The sequence below is a fragment of the Kineococcus rhizosphaerae genome, from assembly GCF_003002055.1.
GTDB lineage: Bacteria > Actinomycetota > Actinomycetes > Actinomycetales > Kineococcaceae > Kineococcus > Kineococcus rhizosphaerae.
The window spans coordinates 282,549-302,432 of sequence record NZ_PVZF01000002.1 but is presented as its reverse complement, the minus strand read 5'-3'; the positions used below and the strand labels follow the sequence as shown (position 1 = coordinate 302,432).

Annotated in this window: 17 protein-coding genes; 10 read left to right on the top strand and 7 right to left on the bottom strand. The window is 73.4% G+C overall.

All coding sequences use genetic code 11. The annotated features are described in order from the left end of the window. Nucleotides 1-33 precede the first annotated feature (33 nt). The gene (locus CLV37_RS05600; RefSeq protein ID WP_106207975.1) at nt 34-1,416 is read right to left on the bottom strand and encodes a glycine--tRNA ligase; all 1,383 of its coding nucleotides are present in this window, start codon (nt 1,414-1,416) and stop codon (nt 34-36) included. A gap of 194 nt (nt 1,417-1,610) precedes the next feature. Here CLV37_RS05600 and CLV37_RS05595 point away from each other — a divergent pair, with 194 nt between their 5' ends. The 3 genes from CLV37_RS05595 (at nt 1,611) to ppc (ending at nt 5,539) form a co-directional block, all read left to right on the top strand. Then, entirely contained in the window at nt 1,611-2,012 is a 402-nt protein-coding gene (locus tag CLV37_RS05595) for a Fur family transcriptional regulator (RefSeq protein ID WP_106207973.1), read from the top strand. Between the two features lie 202 nt (nt 2,013-2,214). After that, nucleotides 2,215-2,493 (top strand): HU family DNA-binding protein, encoded by a 279-nt coding sequence (locus CLV37_RS05590; protein ID WP_106207971.1) that lies wholly within the window; start codon nt 2,215-2,217, stop codon nt 2,491-2,493. Between the two features lie 208 nt (nt 2,494-2,701). Beyond that, complete coding sequence (ppc, locus tag CLV37_RS05585) at nt 2,702-5,539, top strand: phosphoenolpyruvate carboxylase (protein WP_106207969.1); 2,838 nt, start codon at nt 2,702-2,704, stop codon at nt 5,537-5,539. Nucleotides 5,540-5,605: 66 nt separating this feature from the next. On the opposite strand, the gene CLV37_RS05580 is transcribed toward ppc, so the two are convergent. Beyond that, nucleotides 5,606-6,433 (bottom strand): isoprenyl transferase, encoded by an 828-nt coding sequence (locus CLV37_RS05580; protein WP_106208564.1) that lies wholly within the window; start codon nt 6,431-6,433, stop codon nt 5,606-5,608. Between the two features lie 42 nt (nt 6,434-6,475). Here CLV37_RS05580 and CLV37_RS05575 point away from each other — a divergent pair, with 42 nt between their 5' ends. Beyond that, the gene (locus CLV37_RS05575) at nt 6,476-7,063 is read left to right on the top strand and encodes a histidine phosphatase family protein (protein ID WP_211298418.1); all 588 of its coding nucleotides are present in this window, start codon (nt 6,476-6,478) and stop codon (nt 7,061-7,063) included. Nucleotide 7,064: 1 nt separating this feature from the next. On the opposite strand, the gene CLV37_RS05570 is transcribed toward CLV37_RS05575, so the two are convergent. From CLV37_RS05570 to leuA, 4 genes are all read right to left on the bottom strand, one after another. After that, the gene (locus CLV37_RS05570) at nt 7,065-8,189 is read right to left on the bottom strand and encodes a serine hydrolase domain-containing protein (protein ID WP_106207965.1); all 1,125 of its coding nucleotides are present in this window, start codon (nt 8,187-8,189) and stop codon (nt 7,065-7,067) included. Next, on the bottom strand, nt 8,186-8,941 hold the full coding sequence (gene recO / locus CLV37_RS05565) for a DNA repair protein RecO (RefSeq protein WP_106208562.1): 756 nt from the start codon (nt 8,939-8,941) through the stop codon (nt 8,186-8,188). The genes CLV37_RS05570 and recO overlap by 4 nt, the downstream gene beginning before the upstream one ends. Nucleotides 8,942-9,024: 83 nt before the next feature. Further along, nucleotides 9,025-10,587 carry a GGDEF domain-containing protein gene (locus CLV37_RS05560; protein ID WP_106207963.1) on the bottom strand — a complete coding sequence of 521 codons (1,563 nt, stop codon included), beginning with the start codon at nt 10,585-10,587 and terminating at the stop codon, nt 9,025-9,027. 165 nt (nt 10,588-10,752) lie between these two features. After that, entirely contained in the window at nt 10,753-12,480 is a 1,728-nt protein-coding gene (gene leuA / locus CLV37_RS05555; protein ID WP_106208559.1) for a 2-isopropylmalate synthase, read from the bottom strand. 266 nt (nt 12,481-12,746) lie between these two features. Here leuA and CLV37_RS05550 point away from each other — a divergent pair, with 266 nt between their 5' ends. The 6 genes from CLV37_RS05550 to CLV37_RS05525 all read left to right on the top strand — a co-directional run bounded on the left by CLV37_RS05550 (nt 12,747) and on the right by CLV37_RS05525 (nt 18,936). Then, nucleotides 12,747-14,012 (top strand): glucarate dehydratase family protein, encoded by a 1,266-nt coding sequence (locus CLV37_RS05550; protein WP_106207961.1) that lies wholly within the window; start codon nt 12,747-12,749, stop codon nt 14,010-14,012. Between the two features lie 7 nt (nt 14,013-14,019). After that, complete coding sequence (locus CLV37_RS05545; RefSeq protein WP_106207959.1) at nt 14,020-14,778, top strand: aminoglycoside adenylyltransferase domain-containing protein; 759 nt, start codon at nt 14,020-14,022, stop codon at nt 14,776-14,778. 12 nt (nt 14,779-14,790) lie between these two features. Beyond that, nucleotides 14,791-15,783, top strand: coding sequence for an adenosine deaminase (locus tag CLV37_RS05540; RefSeq protein WP_106207957.1), 993 nt, complete (start codon nt 14,791-14,793; stop codon nt 15,781-15,783). A gap of 115 nt (nt 15,784-15,898) precedes the next feature. Next, nucleotides 15,899-16,813 (top strand): 5-dehydro-4-deoxyglucarate dehydratase, encoded by a 915-nt coding sequence (locus CLV37_RS05535; RefSeq protein WP_106208556.1) that lies wholly within the window; start codon nt 15,899-15,901, stop codon nt 16,811-16,813. Continuing rightward, the gene (locus CLV37_RS05530; protein WP_106208553.1) at nt 16,813-18,138 is read left to right on the top strand and encodes an enolase C-terminal domain-like protein; all 1,326 of its coding nucleotides are present in this window, start codon (nt 16,813-16,815) and stop codon (nt 18,136-18,138) included. Before CLV37_RS05535 ends, CLV37_RS05530 begins: the two co-directional genes overlap by 1 nt. Before the next feature lie 24 nt (nt 18,139-18,162). Beyond that, complete coding sequence (locus tag CLV37_RS05525) at nt 18,163-18,936, top strand: trans-aconitate 2-methyltransferase (protein ID WP_106207955.1); 774 nt, start codon at nt 18,163-18,165, stop codon at nt 18,934-18,936. Here the strand turns inward: CLV37_RS05525 and CLV37_RS05520 are convergent. Continuing rightward, nucleotides 18,879-19,811 (bottom strand): LysR family transcriptional regulator, encoded by a 933-nt coding sequence (locus tag CLV37_RS05520; protein WP_106207953.1) that lies wholly within the window; start codon nt 19,809-19,811, stop codon nt 18,879-18,881. The two genes, CLV37_RS05525 and CLV37_RS05520, sit on opposite strands and share 58 nt — an antisense overlap. Nucleotides 19,812-19,884: the final 73 nt, after the last annotated feature.

Genomic DNA, 19,884 nt, shown 5'->3' with positions numbered 1-19,884 from the left:
AGCGGGACGGGTGCGGGCCCCGGAGCCGGGCGGTCAGGCTCCGAGCAGGCGCGCCCCGAGCCACTGCGCGACCTGGGACAGCCCGACGCGTTCCTGCGCCATGGTGTCGCGTTCGCGGATGGTCACGGCCTGGTCCTCCAGGGTGTCGAAGTCGACCGTGATGCAGTACGGCGTGCCGACCTCGTCGTGACGGCGGTAGCGGCGGCCGATGGCGCCGGCGTCGTCGAACTCGACGTTCCAGTGCTTGCGCAGCTCGGCGGCGAGGTCCTTGGCCTTGGGCGAGAGCTGCTCGTTGCGGGACAACGGGAACACCGCGGCCTTGACGGGGGCGAGGCGGTGGTCAAGGCGCAGGACGGTGCGCTTGTCGACGCCGCCCTTGGTGTTGGGGGCCTCGTCCTCGGTGTAGGCGTCGACGAGGAACGCCATGAGGGAGCGCGTCAGCCCGGCTGCGGGTTCGATGACGTAGGGCACCCAGCGCTCGCCCTTGGTCTGATCGAAGTAGGACAGGTCGACGCCGGACTCCTTGGAGTGGGTCGACAGGTCGTAGTCGGTGCGGTTGGCGATGCCCTCCAGCTCGCCCCACTCCGAGCCCTGGAACCCGAAGCGGTACTCGATGTCGACGGTCCGCTTGGAGTAGTGCGACAGCTTCTCCTGGGCGTGCTCGTAGAAGCGCAGGTTGCCCGCGTCGATGCCCAGGCCCGTGTACCAGGACATGCGCTCGTCGAGCCAGTACTGGTGCCACTGCTCGTCGGTGCCGGGCTCGACGAAGAACTCCATCTCCATCTGCTCGAACTCGCGCGTGCGGAAGATGAAGTTGCCCGGCGTGATCTCGTTGCGGAAGCTCTTGCCGATCTGGCCGATGCCGAACGGCGGCTTCTTGCGGGCCGAGCCCATGACGTTGGCGAAGTTCACGAAGATGCCCTGGGCGGTCTCGGGGCGCAGGTAGTGCAGCCCCTCCTCGTTGTCGACCGCGCCGAGGTAGGTCTTCATGAGGCCCGAGAAGTCCTTGGGCTCGGTCCACTGCCCCCGCACGCCGGTGTCGGGGTCGGGGACGTCGGCCAGGCCGTTCTCCGGCGGGTGGCCGTGCTTGGCCTCGTAGGCCTCCAGGAGGTGGTCGGCGCGGTAGCGCTTGTGCGTCTGCAGCGACTCCACCAGGGGGTCGGTGAAGACGGCGACGTGCCCGGAGGCCTCCCACACGCGCCGGGGCAGGATGACGGCGGAGTCCAGGCCCACGACGTCGTCGCGGGTGGAGACCATCGTGCGCCACCACTGGCGCTTGATGTTCTCCTTCAGCTCCACGCCCAGGGGTCCGTAGTCCCAGGCGGAGCGCGTGCCGCCGTAGATCTCCCCCGACGGGAACACGAACCCCCGCCGCTTGGCGAGGTTGATGACGGCGTCGAGGCGGGATGCGGCCACGCTGGGGTCTCCTGTCCGGCTGGGTGTCGGCGGTGCGCCGGCCCTGGAGCGGCCCGCGCGTGGACGAGGTTACGCGCTGAGCGAGCACCCGCGCCGAGGGGGCGCATCCGTTCGGAGCAGACCGGCTGCGCGACGTAGGGTGTCCTGACCCGCCCGGGAACGGCCCCCGGGTCGACCTAGGAGGACGAGTAGACGTGTCGACGCCCGTCCGTCGGTCCACGAAGCAGCGTTCGGCCGTCTCGGCGGTCCTGGACGAGGCGGACGCGTTCCTGTCGGCCCAGGACCTGCACGCCAGGCTGCGCGAGCGGGGCGAGAACGTCGGGCTGGCCACGGTCTACCGCGCGCTGCAGGTGCTCGCCGAGGACGGCGACGTCGACGTCCTGCGCACCGACGACGGCGGCGAGGCCGTCTACCGCCGGTGCAGCACCGGCCACCACCACCACCTGGTGTGCCGCCGGTGCGGCGCGACGGTCGAGGTCGAGGGGCCCCAGGTCGAGGCGTGGGCCCGGCGCGTGGGCGCCGAGCACGGGTTCACGGCCGTGCAGCACGTCGTCGAGGTCTTCGGCGTCTGCGCGGAGTGCTCCGCCAAGCTCTGACGCCCGTCCGCACCCGCCCCGTCGGAGGCGCACCTCCCGCCCGGGAACGCCGTCCGCGAGGGCGGGAGGTGTGCCTCCGGCCGGTCCAGCGGGTGCCGGTGAGCCGCCCGACGCGCCAGCGGCGACGGCACGTGCCGAGCACGAGCGGTGACCACGGGTAACGTCAACCCCCGACAACCGCCTACGAACACCGGGAGAGACCGTGAACCGCTCCGAACTCGTCACCGCCGTCGCCCAGCGCGCCGGCCTGACGCAGTCCGACGCCGATTCCCTGCTCAACGCCTTCGGCGACGTCCTCGTCGAGGCCGTCGCCAAGGGCGAGGCCGTCAAGCTGCCGGGGCTGCTGACCGTCGAGCGCGTCGAGCGCGCCGCGCGCACGGGCCGCAACCCGCGCACCGGCGAGACCATGGAGATCGCGGCGTCCTTCGGCGCCAAGCTCACCGCCGGCTCCAAGCTCAAGGCCGCCGCGAACGGCAGCTGAGGCCGGCCCCCAGGGCACCTCAGGACGCCTCGCCTCCGCCACCGGTTTCGCACCGGGGCGCCGACACGACAGACTGCCCCCGCCGCTCGTCCGCGAGCGGTGCTGTGATGATCGACACAGAACGGCACAGCAACCAGGCAGTCAGTCAGCACGTGCACACGGAGTCAGCGTCGACCCCCGGGCACCCGGCAGGGAGGCGAGGCGTCGCATGAGCGCACCGACCCACGAGGGACTGCACAGTCCCGAGGAAGTACCCGCACGCACGGCCCAGGACGCGCTCGCGGTCGACGGGGTGTCCTCCGACGAGGGTCACGCCGCGCTGCGGGCCTCGGTCCGCAAGCTCGGCGAGCTGCTCGGTGAGTCCCTCACCCGCCACGAGGGCCGTGAGCTGCTCGACCTCGTCGAGCAGGTGCGCGCCCTGGCCCGCCGCCCCGACGACGGCGCTGAGCTCGCCGCGCTGCTGTCCGGCGTCGACGACGCCACCGCCATCGTCCTGGCCCGCGCCTTCACGGCCTACTTCCAGCTGGCCAACGCCTCCGAGCAGCTGCACCGCGGCCTGGAGCTGTCCCGCGTCTCGACCGGCGGCCTGGACGCCACGCTCGAGCGCCTCGGCCAGGCCCTGGCGACGGGCGACCTGGACCGCGCCACCGCCCAGCAGATCCTCGGGCGCCTGCAGCTGCGCCCGGTCTTCACGGCGCACCCGACCGAGTCCAGCCGGCGCTCGGTGCTGGACCTGCTGCTGCGCATCACCGGCATCGTCGAGACGTCCGAGGACCCCGCGCAGCGGCCCGTCGACGCCGCCCGCGGCCAGCGCCGCCTGGCCGAGCTCGTCGACGAGCTGTGGCAGACCGACGAGCTGCGCGTCCTGCGCCCCCGCCCCGCCGACGAGGCCCGCTCGGCGCTGCACTACCTGCGCAACCTCACCTCGACGGTCCTGCCGGACCTGCTCGAGGACCTCGCCGTCGGGCTCGAGGCCCTCGGCCTCGACCTGCCCGAGCAGGCCCAGCCGCTGCGCTTCGGCAACTGGGTCGGCGGCGACCGCGACGGCAACCCCAACGTCACCCCCGAGGTGACGGCCGAGGTCCTGGGCATGCAGCACGACGCCGCGCTCGACGTCCTGGCCGCCGCCACGCGCGACCTCATGACCGAGCTCGCCGCCTCGACCCAGATCGTCGGGTTCTCCGACGAGCTCCTGGCCTCCCTGGAGGCCGACGCGCAGGCCCTGCCCGAGGTGCGCGCCGCCCGCGCCCACCTCAACGGCGAGGAGCCCTACCGCTTCAAGCTGTCCTACGTCCTGGCCCGCCTGGAGGGCACCCGCACCCGCTGGCACAGCGGCGCCGACCACGTGCCCGGCCGCGACTACGCCTCGGTCGAGGAGTACACCGCCGACATCCGGATGCTGCAGGACTCGCTGCGCGCCAACGACGGCGAGCTCGTCGCCGACGGGGCCGTGGCCCGCCTGCTGCGCGTGGTCCGCGCCGTCGGGTTCGGCCTGGCCACCCTGGACGTGCGCGAGGACGCCGGCAAGCACCACACCGCGCTGGCCGCGATCTACGACCGCCTGGGCGAGCTCATCACCCCCTACGCCGACCTCGACCGCTCCGCGCGCACGAAGCTGCTGTCGAAGGAGCTGACCGGCCACCGCCCGCTCATCGGCGCCGCCGCGCAGACCCTCACGGGCACCCCGGCCAAGGTCGTGGAGCTGTTCTCCACGATCCGCACCTCGCTGGACCGCTACGGCGACGACGTCATCGAGACGTACATCGTGTCCATGACCAAGGGCATCGACGACCTGTTCGCCGTCGTCGTGCTGGCCCGCGAGGTCGGTCTGGTGGACCTGGCGCAGACCCCGGGCGCCAGCGACGTGGCGCGCATCGGGTTCGCCCCGCTGTTCGAGACCGTCACCGAGCTGGAGAACGCCGAGGAGCTGCTCGAGGGACTCCTGTCGGACCCCTCCTACCGCCGCGTCGTCGCCGCCCGCGGCGACGTGCAGGAGATCATGCTCGGCTACTCCGACTCCTCCAAGGACGCCGGGATCGCCGCCTCCCGCTGGCAGATCCACCGCGCGCAGCGCGCCCTGCGCGACGTCGCCGCCCGCCACGGCGTGACCCTGCGCCTGTTCCACGGCCGCGGGGGGTCCGTCGGCCGCGGCGGCGGTCCCACCGGCGAGGCGATCCTGGCCCAGCCGTACGGGACGCTGGACGGCCCGATCAAGGTCACCGAGCAGGGTGAGGTGATCTCCGACAAGTACGTCCAGCCCCGGCTGGCCCGGCACAACCTCGAGGTCGCCCTGTCCGCCGCGCTCGAGGCGTCCACGCTGCACCGCACGCCGTTGCAGTCCGGGGAGGTCCTCGACGGCTGGGACGAGACGATGTCCGTCGTGGCCGCCAAGGGCCAGGAGGCCTACCGGGCGCTGGTCCGCGACCCGGGCCTGGTGGCGTTCTTCGTCTCGGCCACCCCCGTCGAGGAACTGGGCAACCTCAACATCGGTTCGCGCCCGGCCCGCCGCCCCGGCGGGCTCGGCGGTCTGGAGGACCTGCGGGCCATCCCGTGGGTGTTCGGCTGGACCCAGAGCCGCATCAACGTCCCCGGCTGGTTCGGCGTGGGGTCGGGGTTGAAGGCCGCGCGCGAGGCCGGGCACGAGGACGACCTGCGCGAGATGTTCGCGAACTGGAACTTCTTCCGCAGCTTCGTGTCCAACGTGCAGATGACCCTGGCCAAGACGGACCTCGGCATCGCCGCGCACTACGTCGAGGAGCTCGTCTCCGCCGACGCCCGCGCGGCGTTCGACGTGATCCGCGCCGAGCACGCCACCACGCTCGAGCAGGTCCTGTGGCTCACCGACCAGCGCCAACTCCTGGAATCCGCCCCCGTCCTGAAGCGGACGCTGGAACTGCGCGACGCCTACCTGGCGCCCCTGCACGCCCTGCAGGTCTCCCTGCTCGCCCGCTCGCGCGCCAGCGGCGACGACGTCGACCCCGCGCTGCGCCGCGCGCTGCTGCTGACGATCAACGGGATCGCCGCCGGGATGCGCAACACGGGCTGATCCACGGCCCACTGGACCGTTGACGCATCGGTACGAACCTTCCGTACCGATGCGTCAACGGTCCGTTCAGGCCGGACCCGGGGTGGGGGTGTCCGCCGCCCCGCCGTAGCGCCGGTTGCGCGTGGCGTACGTCTCGATCGCGGCCCACAGCGCCCGGCGGTCCACGTCGGGCCACAGCACGTCGGAGAACACCATCTCCGCGTACGTCGACTGCCACGGCAGGAAACCCGACGTCCGCTGCTCCCCGGAGGAGCGCCAGAACAGGTCGACGTCGGGCATGTCCGGCTCGTCGAGGTAGCGGGCGAGGACCTTCTCGTCGACGCGGTCGGGGTTCACCCTGCCCGCTGCGACGTCCTGGGCCAGGGCCCGTGCGGCGTCGGCGATCTCGGCCCGTCCGCCGTAGTTCACGCACATGGTCAGCGTGCAGACGGTGTTGTCCTTCGTCAGTTCCTCGGCCGACTCCAGTTCGCTGACGACGCTGCGCCACAGGCGGGGACGACGCCCGGCCCAGCGCACGCGCACGCCCCAGGAGTCCATGACGTCGCGGCGGCGGCGGATGACGTCGCGGTTGAAGCCCATGAGGAACTTGACCTCCTCGGGGCTGCGCTTCCAGTTCTCGGTGGAGAACGCGTACGCCGACACGTGCGTCACGCCGATCTCGACGGCACCGGCGACGACGTCGAGCAGCGACGCCTCGCCCATCTTGTGGCCCTCGACGCGCGACAGGCCCCGCTGGTTGGCCCAGCGGCCGTTGCCGTCCATGACGATCGCGACGTGCTTCGGGACGAGGTCCGCGGGCAGCTGCGGGGGCCGGGCGCCGGAGGGGTGCGGCGGCGGGGCGACGACCTCCCGGGGCTGTCCCGGGGACGGGGCGGGGCGGCTGGCTCGGCGCAGGACTGGCACGTCCCCAGGGTGCCAGGTGAGACCATGGGGCACGTGCCTGCCCACACCCCCGCCCCTGGTCCCGGTCCCGCCCCCGTCACGGCGCTGGTCCGCCACGGCGAGACCGACTGGAACCGCGACGGCCGTCTGCAGGGCCGCACCGACATCCCCCTCAACGACACGGGCCGCGCGCAGGCGCAGGCGCTGGCCGAGCAGCTGAAGAGTCAGGGGTGGGCGGCGATCACCTCCTCACCGTTGTCCCGGGCCCGGGAGACGGCGCAGATCATCGCGGCCGAGCTCGGCCTCGAACTCCTCCCGCCGCACGACGACCTCGTGGAGCGGCAGTTCGGCGAGGCCGAGGGCGGCACGCTCGCGGAGCTGCGCGGGCGGTTCCCGAACGGCGAGCGCCCCGGCCAGGAACCCTGGGACGACGTCGTGGCGCGGGGTGCGGCCGCGTTGCGCCGGCTGCGGGCCGAGCACGGTGACGTACCGCTGGTCGTCGTGGCGCACGGCACGTTCCTGCGCGCCACCGTCGAGGGGCTCACCGGCGTCGAACTGCCCCGGATGGCGAACGCGACGTCCGTCGTGCTCGAGGGCTCGGGCGGGCAGTGGTCCCTCGCCCGCGAACCCCAGCGGGCCTGACTCAGAAGGCGACGTCCCAGAAGTCGTGCAGGAACGTCGGCGGCACGGGTGAGTCGACCGTCGTCTGGGTCAGCAGGATCGCGGTGCCTCCCGTGGCGGGGGTGACGTGGGCGCTCGTGCCCGTTCCCCCGACCCACCCGTACCGCCCGGTGGCCGGGTCGACGGAGCCGCCGAAACCCCAGCCCTGCCCGGCGAGGAACAGCTGCCCCTCCCTGCCCTGACCAGGCTGCAGCTGGTCGGTCGTCAGCTGCCGCAACGACTCGGCGCTCAGCACGCGCCCACCGCCGTGCAGCTCCCCGGCGACGGCGGCCCAGTCGTCGAGGGTGCCGACGAGACCACCGGCACCGGAGGGGAACGCGGGCGGTGAGCTCCACCGGCCGTCCACGCCGTCGAAGAGCTCCAGTCCCTGCGGTGTCGCCCGGTAGGCGGCGCTGGACCTCTCCCGCTGGTCGTCGCGCACGGCGAACCCGGTGTCGGCCATGCCGAGCGGGACGCTGACGCGCTGGTGGACGACGTCGGGCAGCGGCCGGCGGGCGATCCGGGCGAGCAGGACCCCGAGCACGTCGTAGCTGGTGTTGTACAGGTACGTCGTCCCGGGCTGGTGGCGCAGCGGCAGGGTCGCGAGCCCGGCGAGCCACTCCTGCGGCGGCGGCGGGCCGGTGATGTCCAGCCCGGTCTGCCACCGGTGCAGCGCGGCCACCCAGGCGCCGCCCGCGTCGGAGGGGAAGCCCCACCCGCACGTCGAGGTCAGCAGGTCCCGCAGCGTCGGGGGCCGCTCGGCGGGCACCGTGTCGGTCAGGTCGGCCCCGGGGGTCCGCAGGACGCGGAGCCGGCCCAGCTCCGGCAGCCACCGGTCCAGGGGTTCGTCGGGGCCGATCGCACCGTCCTGGACGAACGTGAGCGCGGCGACCGTGACGACGGGTCCGGTGATCGAGGCCCACCGGAAGACGGTGTCGCGGGTCATCGGCCGCCCGCTCGCCAGGTCGGCGACCCCGACGGTCGCGACCTCCCGGGCGCCGTCGCGGTCGACGAGCGCGACGGCTCCGGCGATCGTCCGGGCGTCGACGTGGCGTTGCAGCAGGTCGCTCAGCACCCCCGGTGGACTCCCGGGGCGCCCAGGACTCATCGCAGGAGGCTGCGCTCGCGTTCGACGTGCTGCAGGGAGCGGATCCCCCGTTCGAGGTGCCACTGCAGGAACGCCGCGACCAGCCCGCTGCCCTCGGTCCGGCACCGGTCCTCGCTCTCCTCGGCGAGCGCCCAGTCACCCGTCAGGAGCGCGGCGAGCAGTTCGAGGGTCTGCGGGTCCGGGGCGGCCGAGCCCGGCGGCCGGCACACCGGGCACACCGCTCCCCCGGCGGCGATGTTGAACGAGGAGTGCGGTCCGGGCTCGGCGCACTTGGCGCAGTCGGCGAAGCTGGCCGCGTACCCGGCGATCGCGAGGGAGCGCAGCAGGAACGCGTCGAGGACCAGGGGCGCGTCGTGCTCGCGGCGCGCCAGGGTGCGCAGGGCCCCGACCAGGAGCAGGTACTGCTGGGTGGCGCTCTCCCGCTCGACCTCGGTGAACCGCTCGGCGGTCTCGACCAGGGCGTGCCCGACGGTGTAGAGGCCGTAGTCGGCGGCCAGGGCCTGTCCGTAGGCGTCGAGGACGTCGACCTGGGTGACGGTGTCCAGGGAGCGGCCCCGGTGCAGCTGGACGTCGACGCACGTGAACGGTTCGAGCCGCCCGCCGAAGCGGGAGGAGGTGCGGCGCACGCCCTTGGCTACGGCGCGGACGCGGCCGTGGTGGCGCGTCAGCAGGGTGATGATGCGGTCGGCCTCGCCGAGCTTGGTGGCGCGCAGGACCACGGCCTCGTCGCGGTAGCTCTTGGCCCCGCCGATGCTGGAACCCCTGCTCGACCCGCTGGACCCGCTCGAAGTTCCCGGCACCGGACCACTGTAGGTCGCGGCACCGACACGGGCGCTCAGGCGACGACGAGCCGGTCCCGCCCGCGGCGCTTGGCCTCGCTCGCGGCGAGGTCGGCCGCCGCGAGGGCCTCCGCGGCCGGCGCCGGGCCGGCCAGCCCCGCCGAGACGGTGACCCGCAGGCCCAGGGAGATCTCCAGCCACGGTTCCTTGCGGACGACCTCGAGCAGCCGTTCGGCCGTGGCGGCGGCGCCGAACCCGCCGGGGACGAGGACGACGAACTCGTCGGCGCCGTAGCGGACGACGACGTCCCCGTCGCCGACGTTGCGCTGCACCAGGTCCGCGATCCGCCGCAGGACGGCGTCACCGGCGTCCTGCCCGTGCTCGTCGTTGACGGAGCGGAACCGGTCGACGTCGAGCAGGACGGCGCTGAAGCGCTGGTCGGGGCGTTCGAGGAGCTGCTGCAGGCGGCGGCGGTTGCCCAGGCCCGTCATGGGGTCGACGAGGGAGGCGCGGCCGATGCGTTCGTGCTGCTCGGCCATCTCCCGCTGGCGGATGCGGTCCTGCAGCGCCTCGAAGCGGGAGTGGCGGTCCTCCCACAACCGGGCCAGGGACACCTGGGCGAGCTGCTCGAGGGCGTCGGCCGCCTCGCTGCGCCCGTCGCGCACGACGGCGTTGCGGGCCCGGACGGCGAGCGCGGTCAACCCCCACACGTCGAGCTGGGTGGCGGAGGAGACGCGCTGGACGGCGGTGAGGAGCTCGGCGGCGGCGTCGGGGTCGCCGGCGTCGGAGGTCGCCATGGCCAGGGCGATGCGGGCGATCTGGGTCTCGGCCAGTTCCTCGCGCAGCCGGAAGGCGGCCATCGCGGGCCGCAGGCGGGCCAGGCCGAGGCCGACGTCGCCGGTGCGCTGCAGGGCGAACGCCTCGATGGCCTCGGCCCGCGCGTGCATCTCGGGGTAGTCGGCCTCGACGGCGAGCTGGCGCATGCGGGCGGCGCGGGCGAGGGCTTCGGCGTAGTGCGGCCGGGCCTCCTCGGCGCGGCCGGCGACCTCGAGCATGGAGGCCCAGGACGCCTGCAGCACGGCGGCTTCCTGGGCGACGTTGAGCCGGACGCGGGCCGGCGGGAACGTCAGGGCCAGCATCTGGACCATGAGCTCGTCGGCGGGCTCGAACAGGGCGAGGGCGTTGAGCGCGAGCGCCACGGACATCGTGGCGGACAGGTGGTCGTAGGTGCGGATGCGCTGGGCGGAGACGATGAGCTTGCCCTCGGCGAGGTGGTCCATCGCCAGCGCGGTCATGCCGAGGTCGACGCGGGACTCGGCGAGCAGTGCCAGGGCCTTGGCGCGCCAGACGGGGTCGGCGCCGGTGCCGAGGCGGCGCAGGAGCCGGCCGGCCTCCTCGCTGGCCTCGGCGGCGCGGCCGAGCTGGTGCAGGGCGACGCCGGCGATGAACTGCAGGTAGCGGGCGGTGCGCTCGTCCCCGGCGGCCTCGACGAAGGCGAGGGCCTCGCGGCTGGCGAGGATCGCCCGTTCCCCGAACCCGTCGAGGTAGAGCTGGTGGGACCACTCCGCGAGGACGTCGAACGGTCCGAAGGGGCCGACGACCTCGAGGTCCGTGCCCATCGCGCCCCACACCCCTCACCCGTCGCGCCGATCACGCGTAGTGACCGATCCTAACGTTTCGCGCGGCACTGCGGGAGCGGACTCCGTCGACCCCGACGTTCGCCTCGTGGTCCCGCACGCTACACGGTGCAAGATCACGAGGCGAGGGACGTCGGGCGGGGCCGATCAGCGCAGGGCGCGGTTGACGGCCGAGACGATGGCCTTCAGGGAGGCCGTGGTGATGTTGTGGTCGATGCCCACGCCCCACAGGACGCGCCCCTCGACGGCGCACTCGACGTAGGCCGCCGCCAGGGCGTCCCCGCCGGCGGACAGGGCGTGCTCGGCGTAGTCCAGGACGCGGACGTCGACGCCGCGCTCGTGCAGCGCGGAGCAGAAGGCCGCGATCGGGCCGTTGCCCGTCCCCTGCACCGTGGCGGTCTCGCCGCCGTCGTAGAGGTCGACCTCCAGGGTGTCGGCCCCGCCGGCGACGCTGACCGAGCGCGTGCCGCGCAGCGCGAAGCGGCCCCACTCGGGGGTGCCCGTCGTCGAGGGCAGGTACTCGTCGGAGAACACGTCGAAGATCTGCTTCGCCGAGACCTCGCCGCCCTCGGCGTCGGTGCGTTCCTGGATGACGCGGGAGAACTCGATCTGCAGGCGGCGCGGCAGGTCGAGCTGGTGCTCGGCCTTCAGCAGGTAGGCGACCCCGCCCTTGCCGGACTGGGAGTTCACCCGGATGACGGCCTCGTAGGAGCGGCCGACGTCCTTGGGGTCGATGGGCAGGTACGGCACGGCCCACGGGATCTCGTCGACGCCCTTGCCGGCGGCGGCCGCGTCGCGCTCCATGGCCTCCAGGCCCTTCTTGATGGCGTCCTGGTGGGAGCCGGAGAAGGCCGTGAAGACCAGGTCGCCGCCGTAGGGCACGCGCTCGCCGACGGGCAGCTGGTTGCAGTGCTCGACGGTGCGGCGCACGTGGTCGATGTCGGAGAAGTCGATCTGCGGGTCGATGCCCTGGCTGAACAGGTTCATGCCCAGGGTGACCAGGTCGACGTTGCCGGTGCGCTCGCCGTTGCCGAACAGGCAACCCTCGATGCGGTCGGCGCCGGCCAGGTAGCCGAGCTCGGCCGCGGCCACGCCGGTGCCGCGGTCGTTGTGCGGGTGCAGGGACAGGATGACGTGCTCGCGGTGGTTCAGGTGCCGCGACATCCACTCGATCGAGTCGGCGTAGACGTTGGGGGTCGTCATCTCCACCGTGGCGGGCAGGTTGACGATGACGTTGCGCTCGGCGGTGGGCTCGAACACCTCGACGACGGCGTTGCAGATGCGCGCCGCGAACTCCAGCTCGGTGCCCGTGTAGGACTCCGGGGAGTACTCGTAGTAGACCGTCGTCTCGGGGGTGGTCTCCTCGAACTTGCGGCACAGCCGCGCGCCCTGCAGGGCCAGGTCGACGATGCCGTCCTCGTCGGAGCCGAACACGACGCGCCGCTGCAGCACCGAGGTCGAGTTGTAGAGGTGGACGATCGCCTGCTTCGCCCCGCGCAGCGACTCGTAGGTGCGCTCGATGAGGTGCTCGCGCGCCTGGGTCAGCACCTGGATGCGGACGTCGTCGGGGATCAGGTCGTTCTCGATCAGGGTGCGGACGAAGTCGAAGTCCGTCTGCGAGGCCGACGGGAAGCCGACCTCGATGTCCTTGTAGCCCATCTGCACGAGCAGGTTGAACATGCGCAGCTTGCGCTCGGCGTTCATCGGGTCGATGAGGGCCTGGTTGCCGTCGCGCAGGTCGACCGCGCACCAGCGCGGCGCCTTCTCGATGCGCTTGGTCGGCCACGTCCGGTCGGGCAGGTCGACGGTGATCTGCTCGTGGAAGGGCACGTACTTGTGGAACGGCATCGGGCTGGACGTCTGGGGGTTGTGCATCGTCATCTCCTCAGAGGCGGGGCGGTGTGGCGGCCGGCGCGCACGACGAGGTCCCGCGACGGGGAGACCGGCCTAGCTGGCCCCGCCGCGGCGACGAAGGAGGAGGTTCTCCAGACGAGCCACGGGACCACCGTACTCCCCGGGACGCATGGGACGGCAACCGGTCGCCGTGCTCGCCCGTCACGTCCGCGTCCATTGTCCGCGGATGTGGACGTGTGACACGATGCCGTCACCTCCAGCCGACGACGCCCCCGGAGCACACCGCCATGCCCAGCCGCATCACGCACGTCGAGATCACCCCGGTCGCCTTCCGCGACCTGCCCCTGCTGAACAACGTCGGCGTCCACGAACCCTTCGCGCTGCGCAGCGTCGTGGAGGTCCGCACCGAGGACGGGGTCACGGGCCTCGGGGAGAGCTACGGCGACGCCGCCCACCTGGACCGCCTGCGCGCGGCCGCCGCGCGGCTGAAGGGCGTCGACGTCTTCGACCTGCACGCCATGGCCCGCGAGGTCGTCGACTCCCTGCCCGCCGACACCTCCGGCGGGCACGGCATGGGGCTGCAGATCACGACGTCGAACACCGCCGACCGCGTCTTCTCCCCCTTCGAGGTCGCCGCCCTCGACGTGCAGGGCCGGCTCGTGGGCCGCCCCGTCAGCGACCTGCTCGGCGGGGCCGTGCGCGAGGAGGTCGCGTACAGCGCCTACGCGTTCTACAAGTGGGCCGCCCACCCCGGCGGGCCCGACGACGAGTGGGGCGCCGCCCTGGACCCCGCGGGCGTCGTCGCGCAGGTCCGGCGCATGGTCGACGAGTTCGGGTTCACCGCCGTCAAGCTCAAGGGCGGGGTGTTCCCGCCCGAGCAGGAGGTCGAGGCGATCCGGGCCCTGCGCGCGGAGTTCCCCGACCTGCCCCTGCGCCTGGACCCCAACGGGGCCTGGACCGTCGAGACCTCCGTCCGGGTCGCCGAGCAGCTCGACGGGGTCCTGGAGTACCTGGAGGACCCCACCCCCGGCATCGAGGGCATGGCCGCCGTCTCCGCGCGGGTCGACGTGCCCCTGGCGACGAACATGTGCGTCGTCGCCTTCGGGCACCTGCCGCCCGCGATCGCGCAGGACGCCGTGCAGGTCGTCCTGTCCGACCACCACTTCTGGGGCGGTCTGCGGCGCTCGCAGGACCTGGCCCGCATCTGCGAGGTGTTCGGCAGGGGGCTGTCGATGCACTCCAACTCCCACCTCGGGATCAGCCTGGCGGCCATGACCCACCTGGCCGCCGCGACCCCGAACCTGGACTACGCCTGCGACACGCACTGGCCCTGGAAGCGGCCCGAGGACGACGTCGTCGTCCCCGGCGTCCTGGAGTTCGCGCACGGCGCGGTGAAGGTCCCGACCACCCCGGGCCTGGGGGTCGACCTCGACCGCGACGCCCTCGCCCGGCTGCACGAGCAGTACGAGCGGACCGACATCCGCGAGCGCGACGACACCGGGTACATGCGCCGGTCCGCCCCGGGGTTCTCGCCCCGGTCCGCGCACTGGTGAGCCCCGGGTGAGGCTGGAGGAGGTCCTCGCCGAACTCGTGCGCGGCGCGCGCGACGTGCTGGGCGAGGACCTCGTGGGCGCCTACCAGGTGGGGTCCTTCGCCCTGGGCGCCGCCGACGCCGCCAGCGACGTCGACGTCCTGGTGGTGACCGCCGGGGCGCTCGACGCGGACGCCGAACGGGGCCTGCGCGAACTGCACGCCCGCCTGCCCGACCTCGACTCCGGCTGGGCACGGCACCTGGAGGGCAGCTACGCGCCCCGGGCCGAACTCCGGCGGCCGGGGACGGACCCGTGGCTGTACGTCGACAACGGCCACCGGCGGATGCAGTGGTCGACGCACGACAACTCCCTGGCCGTGCGCTGGGTCCTGCGCCACCACGGCCTCGTCCTGACCGGTCCGGCGGGCCGCGACCTCGTCGACCCGGTCAGCCCCGACGCCCTGCGTACCGACGCCGTCGAGACGTTGCGGCGCTGGGACGAGGACGTGCGCGCCCGGCCCGAGCAGTTCGGGGACCTGCTGGCCCAGCAGCAGCACGTCCTGGGGTTGTGCCGGCTGCTGCACCGGGCCCGGCACGGTCGCGTGGTGTCCAAGGCGGCTGCGGCGCAGTGGGTTCAGGAGACGGCGCCGGAGTGGGGGCCCCTGGTCCGTGAGGCCGTCGCGGGCCGGGGCCTGGGCTGGGACCGGGGCGCGCTGCCCACCCCGGCGACGGTCGTGGCGCAGACCGAGGGGTTCCACCGGCACGTCCTGGCCCGCAGCACCGCGTGACACCATGACGGCGTGTCGCGCTTCACCGAACTCCCCAAGGCCGAGCTCCACCTCCACGCCGAGGGGACCCTGGAACCCGAACTGGCCTTCGAGCTGGCCCGCCGCAACGGCGTCGACCTGCCCTTCGCCTCCGTCGAGGACCTGCGCGCGGCCTACGACTTCACCGACCTGCAGTCGTTCCTGGACCTCTACTACGCCACGACCGCCGTGCTGCGCACCCGGCGGGACTTCCACGACCTGCTCTGGGCGTACCTGGAACGCTCCGCGGCGCAGGGCCTGGCGCACGTCGAGGTGTTCTTCGACCCGCAGGCGCACACCCCGCGCGGGGTCGCGTTCACCGACGTCGTCGACGGCCTGCACGACGCCCTGACCCGGGCGGAGGCGGAGCTGGGCGTCACCGGTGGCCTCATCCTGTGCTTCCTGCGCGACCGGCCGGTCGAGGAGGCCGCGCGGACGCTGGAGCAGGCCCGCGACCGGCTCGACGTGCTGCTGGGCGTCGGCCTGGACTCGGCCGAGGTCGGGTTCCCGCCCGCCCCGTTCGCCGCCGTGTTCGCCCGGGCGGCCGAGCTGGGCCTGCACCGCGTCGCGCACGCCGGGGAGGAGGCCCCCGCGTCGTCGGTCACCGAGGCCCTGGACCACCTGGGCGTCGAGCGCGTCGACCACGGCGTGCGCTGCCTCGACGACCCCGGTCTCGTCGCGCGGCTGGTGCGCGAGGCGGTCCCGCTGACCGTCTGCCCGCTGTCGAACCTGCGGCTGAAGGTCGTCGACGACCTCGCCGACCACCCGCTGCCCGCGATGCTCGCCGCCGGGCTCAAGGTCAGCCTGCACTCCGACGACCCGGCCTACTTCGGCGGGTACGTGGGCGACACGTTCGACGCCGTGGCCCCCGACGACACGACGGCCGCGCTGCTGGCCCGCAACGCCGTCGAGGGGTCGTTCGCGAGCGCCGGGCGGAAGACGGAGCTCCTCGGGCGGATCGACGACTGGCTCACCGCCCGCGTGTGAGGTGTCCACGTCCGTGGACACTGTTCTTCATCGTGGTCACCTGGTACGGTCGACGGGAACCTGAGGCGGCGAAGCCTCCCCCGTGATCCGCACGCACCCGCACCCGGAGACCCCCGTGAGCAGCTACTCCCCCGACCAGCTCCGCAGCGCCCTCGGCGCGGGCCTGCTGTCGTTCCCCGTGACCCACACCCGCGCCGACCTGTCCTTCGACGAGGCCGGCTACCGCGACCACGTCGAGCACCTGTCCGGCTTCGGCGCGGCCGGGTTGTTCGCCGCCGGTGGCACCGGGGAGTTCCCCGCCCTCACCCACGAGGAGGTCCTGGCGATCGTGCGCGCCACCGTCGAGGCGAACGCCGGGAAGTCCCCCGTCGTCGGGCCCGTCGGGTACGGCACGGCCACGGCCGTCGCGATGGCGAAGGAGGTCGAGGCCGCCGGCGCGGACGGCGTCTTCGTGCTGCCGCCGTACCTCAACGAGCTCACCCAGGACGGCCTGTACGCGCACGTCGCGGCCGTCTGCCGGGCCACCACCCTCGGCGTCGTCGTCTACCACCGGGCCAACGCGAGGTTCACGGCCCGCACCGTCGCCCGGCTCGTGGCGGAGTTCGACAACTTCATCGGGTTCAAGGACGGCATCTGCGACATCGACCTGCTCGCGACGCTGCACGCCACGCACGGCGACCGCCTCGTCTACGTCGGGGGCCTGCCCACCGCCGAGACGTACGCGCTGCCCTACCTCGAACTCGGCGCCACGACGTACTCCTCGGCGATCTTCAACTTCGCCCCGGCGTGGGCGATGGACTTCTACACCGCGGTCCGCGCCCACGACCGCGCCGCCGTCTACGACAAGCTGCGCGAGTTCGTCATCCCCTACCTCGACATCCGCGACCGCGCCGCCGGGTACCCGGTGTCCATCGTCAAGGCCGGGATGACCGCGGCCGGCCGCAGCGCCGGGCCCGTCCGGCCGCCGCTGACCGACCTCACCGCGGCCGAGCTCGCGGAGCTGACGGACCTCGTGAAGCGGGTCCTGTGATGGGTTCCCCCGTCGTCGCCGGGGTGCGCGTCGTCCCGGTCGCCGGCCACGACGACATGCTGCTCAACCTCTCCGGCGCGCACGCGCCGTTCTTCACCCGCAACGTCGTGGTCCTCACCGACTCCGACGGGCGCACGGGCGTCGGGGAGGTCCCCGGCGGCGAGGCGATCCGCTCGACGCTCGAGGAGGCCGGGAGGCTGCTCCTCGGGCGGCCGGTCGCGCAGTTCCGGAACCTGCTGCAGGAGGTCCAGCGGACGTTCGCGGGCCGTGACGCCGGCGGCCGCGGCCTGCAGACGTTCGACCTGCGCACCACGGTCCACGTGGTCACCGCCCTCGAGGCGGCCCTGCTGGACCTGTTCGGCACGTTCCTCGGGGTGCCCGTCGCGGACCTGCTCGGGGACGGCCGCCAGCGCGACCGCGTCCAGGCGCTGGGGTACCTGTTCTTCGTCGGCGACCGGGCGAAGACCGACCTGGCCTACCGGTCCGAGCCGGACGGCGACGACTGGGAACGCCTGCGGCACGAGCCCGCGATGGACGCCGACGCGGTCGTCCGGCTGGCCGAGGCCGCGCAGGCGAAGTACGGGTTCGCCGACTTCAAGCTCAAGGGCGGGGTCCTGCCCGGTGAGGAGGAGGTCGAGGTCGTCACGGCCCTGGCCCGCCGGTTCCCCGACGCCCGGATCACCCTGGACCCCAACGGCGGCTGGTTGCTGGCCGACGCGGTCCGGTACGGCGAGCGCCTGCGCGACGTCCTCGCCTACGCCGAGGACCCGTGCGGGGCCGAGGGCGGGTACTCCGGCCGGGAGGTGATGGCCGAGTTCAAGCGCGCCACGCGGATGACGACCGCGACGAACATGATCGCCACCGACTGGCGCCAGCTCGGGCACGCCGTGCGCACGAACGCCGTGGACATCCCGCTGGCCGACCCGCACTTCTGGACGATGGCGGGTTCGGTCCGCGTCGCGCAGCTGTGCGCCGCGTGGGGGCTGACGTGGGGGTCGCACTCGAACAACCACTTCGACATCTCGCTGGCGATGTTCACCCACGTCGCCGCGGCCGCGCCCGGGGACGTCACCGCCATCGACACGCACTGGATCTGGCAGGACGGGCAGCGGCTGACGAGGGAACCGCTGCGGATCCGCGACGGGTTCCTCGACGTGCCGACCACCCCCGGGCTCGGGGTGGAGCTCGACGAGGAGCGCCTCGCCGAGGCGCACGAGCTGTACCTGCGCGAGGGTCTCGGGGCCCGCGACGACGCGGTCGCCATGCAGTTCCTGCACCCCGGGTGGACGTTCGACCCGAAGCGGCCGGCGCTCGACCGGGGCTGAACGCCCGGGCGTAGGGTCGGGTCCGTGAGTTCGCCGACGTGGGACCCGGCCCAGTACGCCCGGTTCGCCTCCCCCCGCTCGCGCCCGTTCCACGACCTCGTGGCGCGGGTCGGGGCGCAGGACCCGCGGGTCGTCGTGGACGTCGGCTGCGGGCCGGGAAACCTCACGCTCGACCTCGCCCGCCGCTGGCCCGGCGCGCGCGTCCGGGGTTTCGACTCCTCCCCCGAGATGATCGCGCAGGCGCCGACGGACCAGGGGGTCGAGTTCACCGTCGCGCCCGCGCAGGAGTTCGACGCGACGAGCGTCGACGTCGTCGTCAGCAACGCCGTCCTGCAGTGGGTCCCCGGGCACCGTGACCTGCTGCGGCGGTGGGCGTCCCAGCTCGCCCCGGGTGCGTGGCTGGCGTTCCAGGTGCCGTCGAACTTCGACGCCCCCTCGCACGTCCTGATGCGCGAACTCGCGGACTCGCCCCCGTGGCGGCACCGCCTCGCCGGAGTGCTGCGCGGCACGGAGTCGGTGGCGGCCCCGCAGGAGTACCTGGACGTCCTGGCGGGCGCAGGACTGCAGGCCGACGTCTGGCAGACCGAGTACGTGCACGTCCTGCCCGGCGAGGACCCGGTGCTGGAGTGGGTGCGCGGGACGGGGTTGCGCCCGGTGCTGCAGGCCCTCGACGCACCGTCCGCCGCCGAGTTCGAACGCGAGTACGCCGCCGCGCTGCGGCAGGCCTACCCCGCCCGCCCCTACGGCACGCCCTTCGGGTTCCGGCGCACGTTCGCGGTCTCCACCGTGCCGGGCTGATCCAGTTCCAGGAGTTCGAGCAGCTGCGGGGCCGGGGAGGCCACCGACGCCCCCACGGGCGAGGTGACGACGGACACGACCCACTGCGGCGCGTCCACGGGCATCGCCACCACGGCGGAGGTCGCCGCCTCGGGTTTGGCGGCCACGTGCTGGGGCACGACGGCGACCCCCAGCCCCCGCCGCACCAGGTCCAGCAGCGCGTGGACGTCGCCCACGCTGAACCGCACCCGCCGGTGCACGCCGCGGCTGGCGCACGCGGTGTCGGTGAGGGGACGGATCCCCCAGGACGGGACGAAGTCGATGAAGGGCACCGAGGCCAGGTCGGCCCAGTCCACCCGGCCCCGCCCGGCCAGCGGGTGGTCGCCCGGGGTCAGCAGGACGAGCGGTTCACGGCCGAGTTCGGCGGCCGACATCGCCCCCAGGTGCTCGGTGGTCGCGACGAAGGCTAGGTCGAGCTCGCCCTCGCGCAGCCGGGCCACCAGGTCGTGCGAACCGGACTGCTCGAAGTGGACCTCGACCTGCGGGAACCTGCGGTGGAACCGTTCGAGCAGCGTCGAGACGTCGACGAAGCCCAGGCACTGCTCGGCCCCGACGCGCAGCGAGCCCGACAGGCGGTGGGTGGCCTGCACGACGGCGTCGCGGGCCGCGGTGGCCTGGGTGAGCATCGAGCGCGCGAAGGGCAGCAGGGCCAGGCCCGCGTCCGTCGGCCGGACCAGCCGCGGGCTGCGGTCGAACAGCGCGGTGCCCAGCTCGTCCTCCAGGGTGCGGATCGCCGCCGACAGGCCGGACTGCGAGACGCCGCTGACGGCCGCGGCGCGGGTGAACTGGCGCTCGTCGGCGAGGGCGACGACGTACTGCATCTGACGGAGGTCCACGCATGAACTGTACTTCTGGCGGCGAGAAGGAGCAGTTGTTGGACTTCTAGCGGGCCGGTTCCTAGGGTTCACG

What these genes read in the sequence shown, in the direction of transcription:
- ppc (WP_106207969.1), top strand. Translation starts at nt 2,702, where the DNA reads ATGAGCGCACCGACCCACGAGGGACTGCACAGTCCCGAGGAAGTACCC.
- CLV37_RS05570 (WP_106207965.1), bottom strand. Translation starts at nt 8,189, where the DNA reads ATGAGTCCTGGGCGCCCCGGGAGTCCACCGGGGGTGCTGAGCGACCTG.
- CLV37_RS05560 (WP_106207963.1), bottom strand. Translation starts at nt 10,587, where the DNA reads ATGGGCACGGACCTCGAGGTCGTCGGCCCCTTCGGACCGTTCGACGTC.
- leuA (WP_106208559.1), bottom strand. Translation starts at nt 12,480, where the DNA reads ATGCACAACCCCCAGACGTCCAGCCCGATGCCGTTCCACAAGTACGTG.
- CLV37_RS05550 (WP_106207961.1), top strand. Translation starts at nt 12,747, where the DNA reads ATGCCCAGCCGCATCACGCACGTCGAGATCACCCCGGTCGCCTTCCGC.
- CLV37_RS05530 (WP_106208553.1), top strand. Translation starts at nt 16,813, where the DNA reads ATGGGTTCCCCCGTCGTCGCCGGGGTGCGCGTCGTCCCGGTCGCCGGC.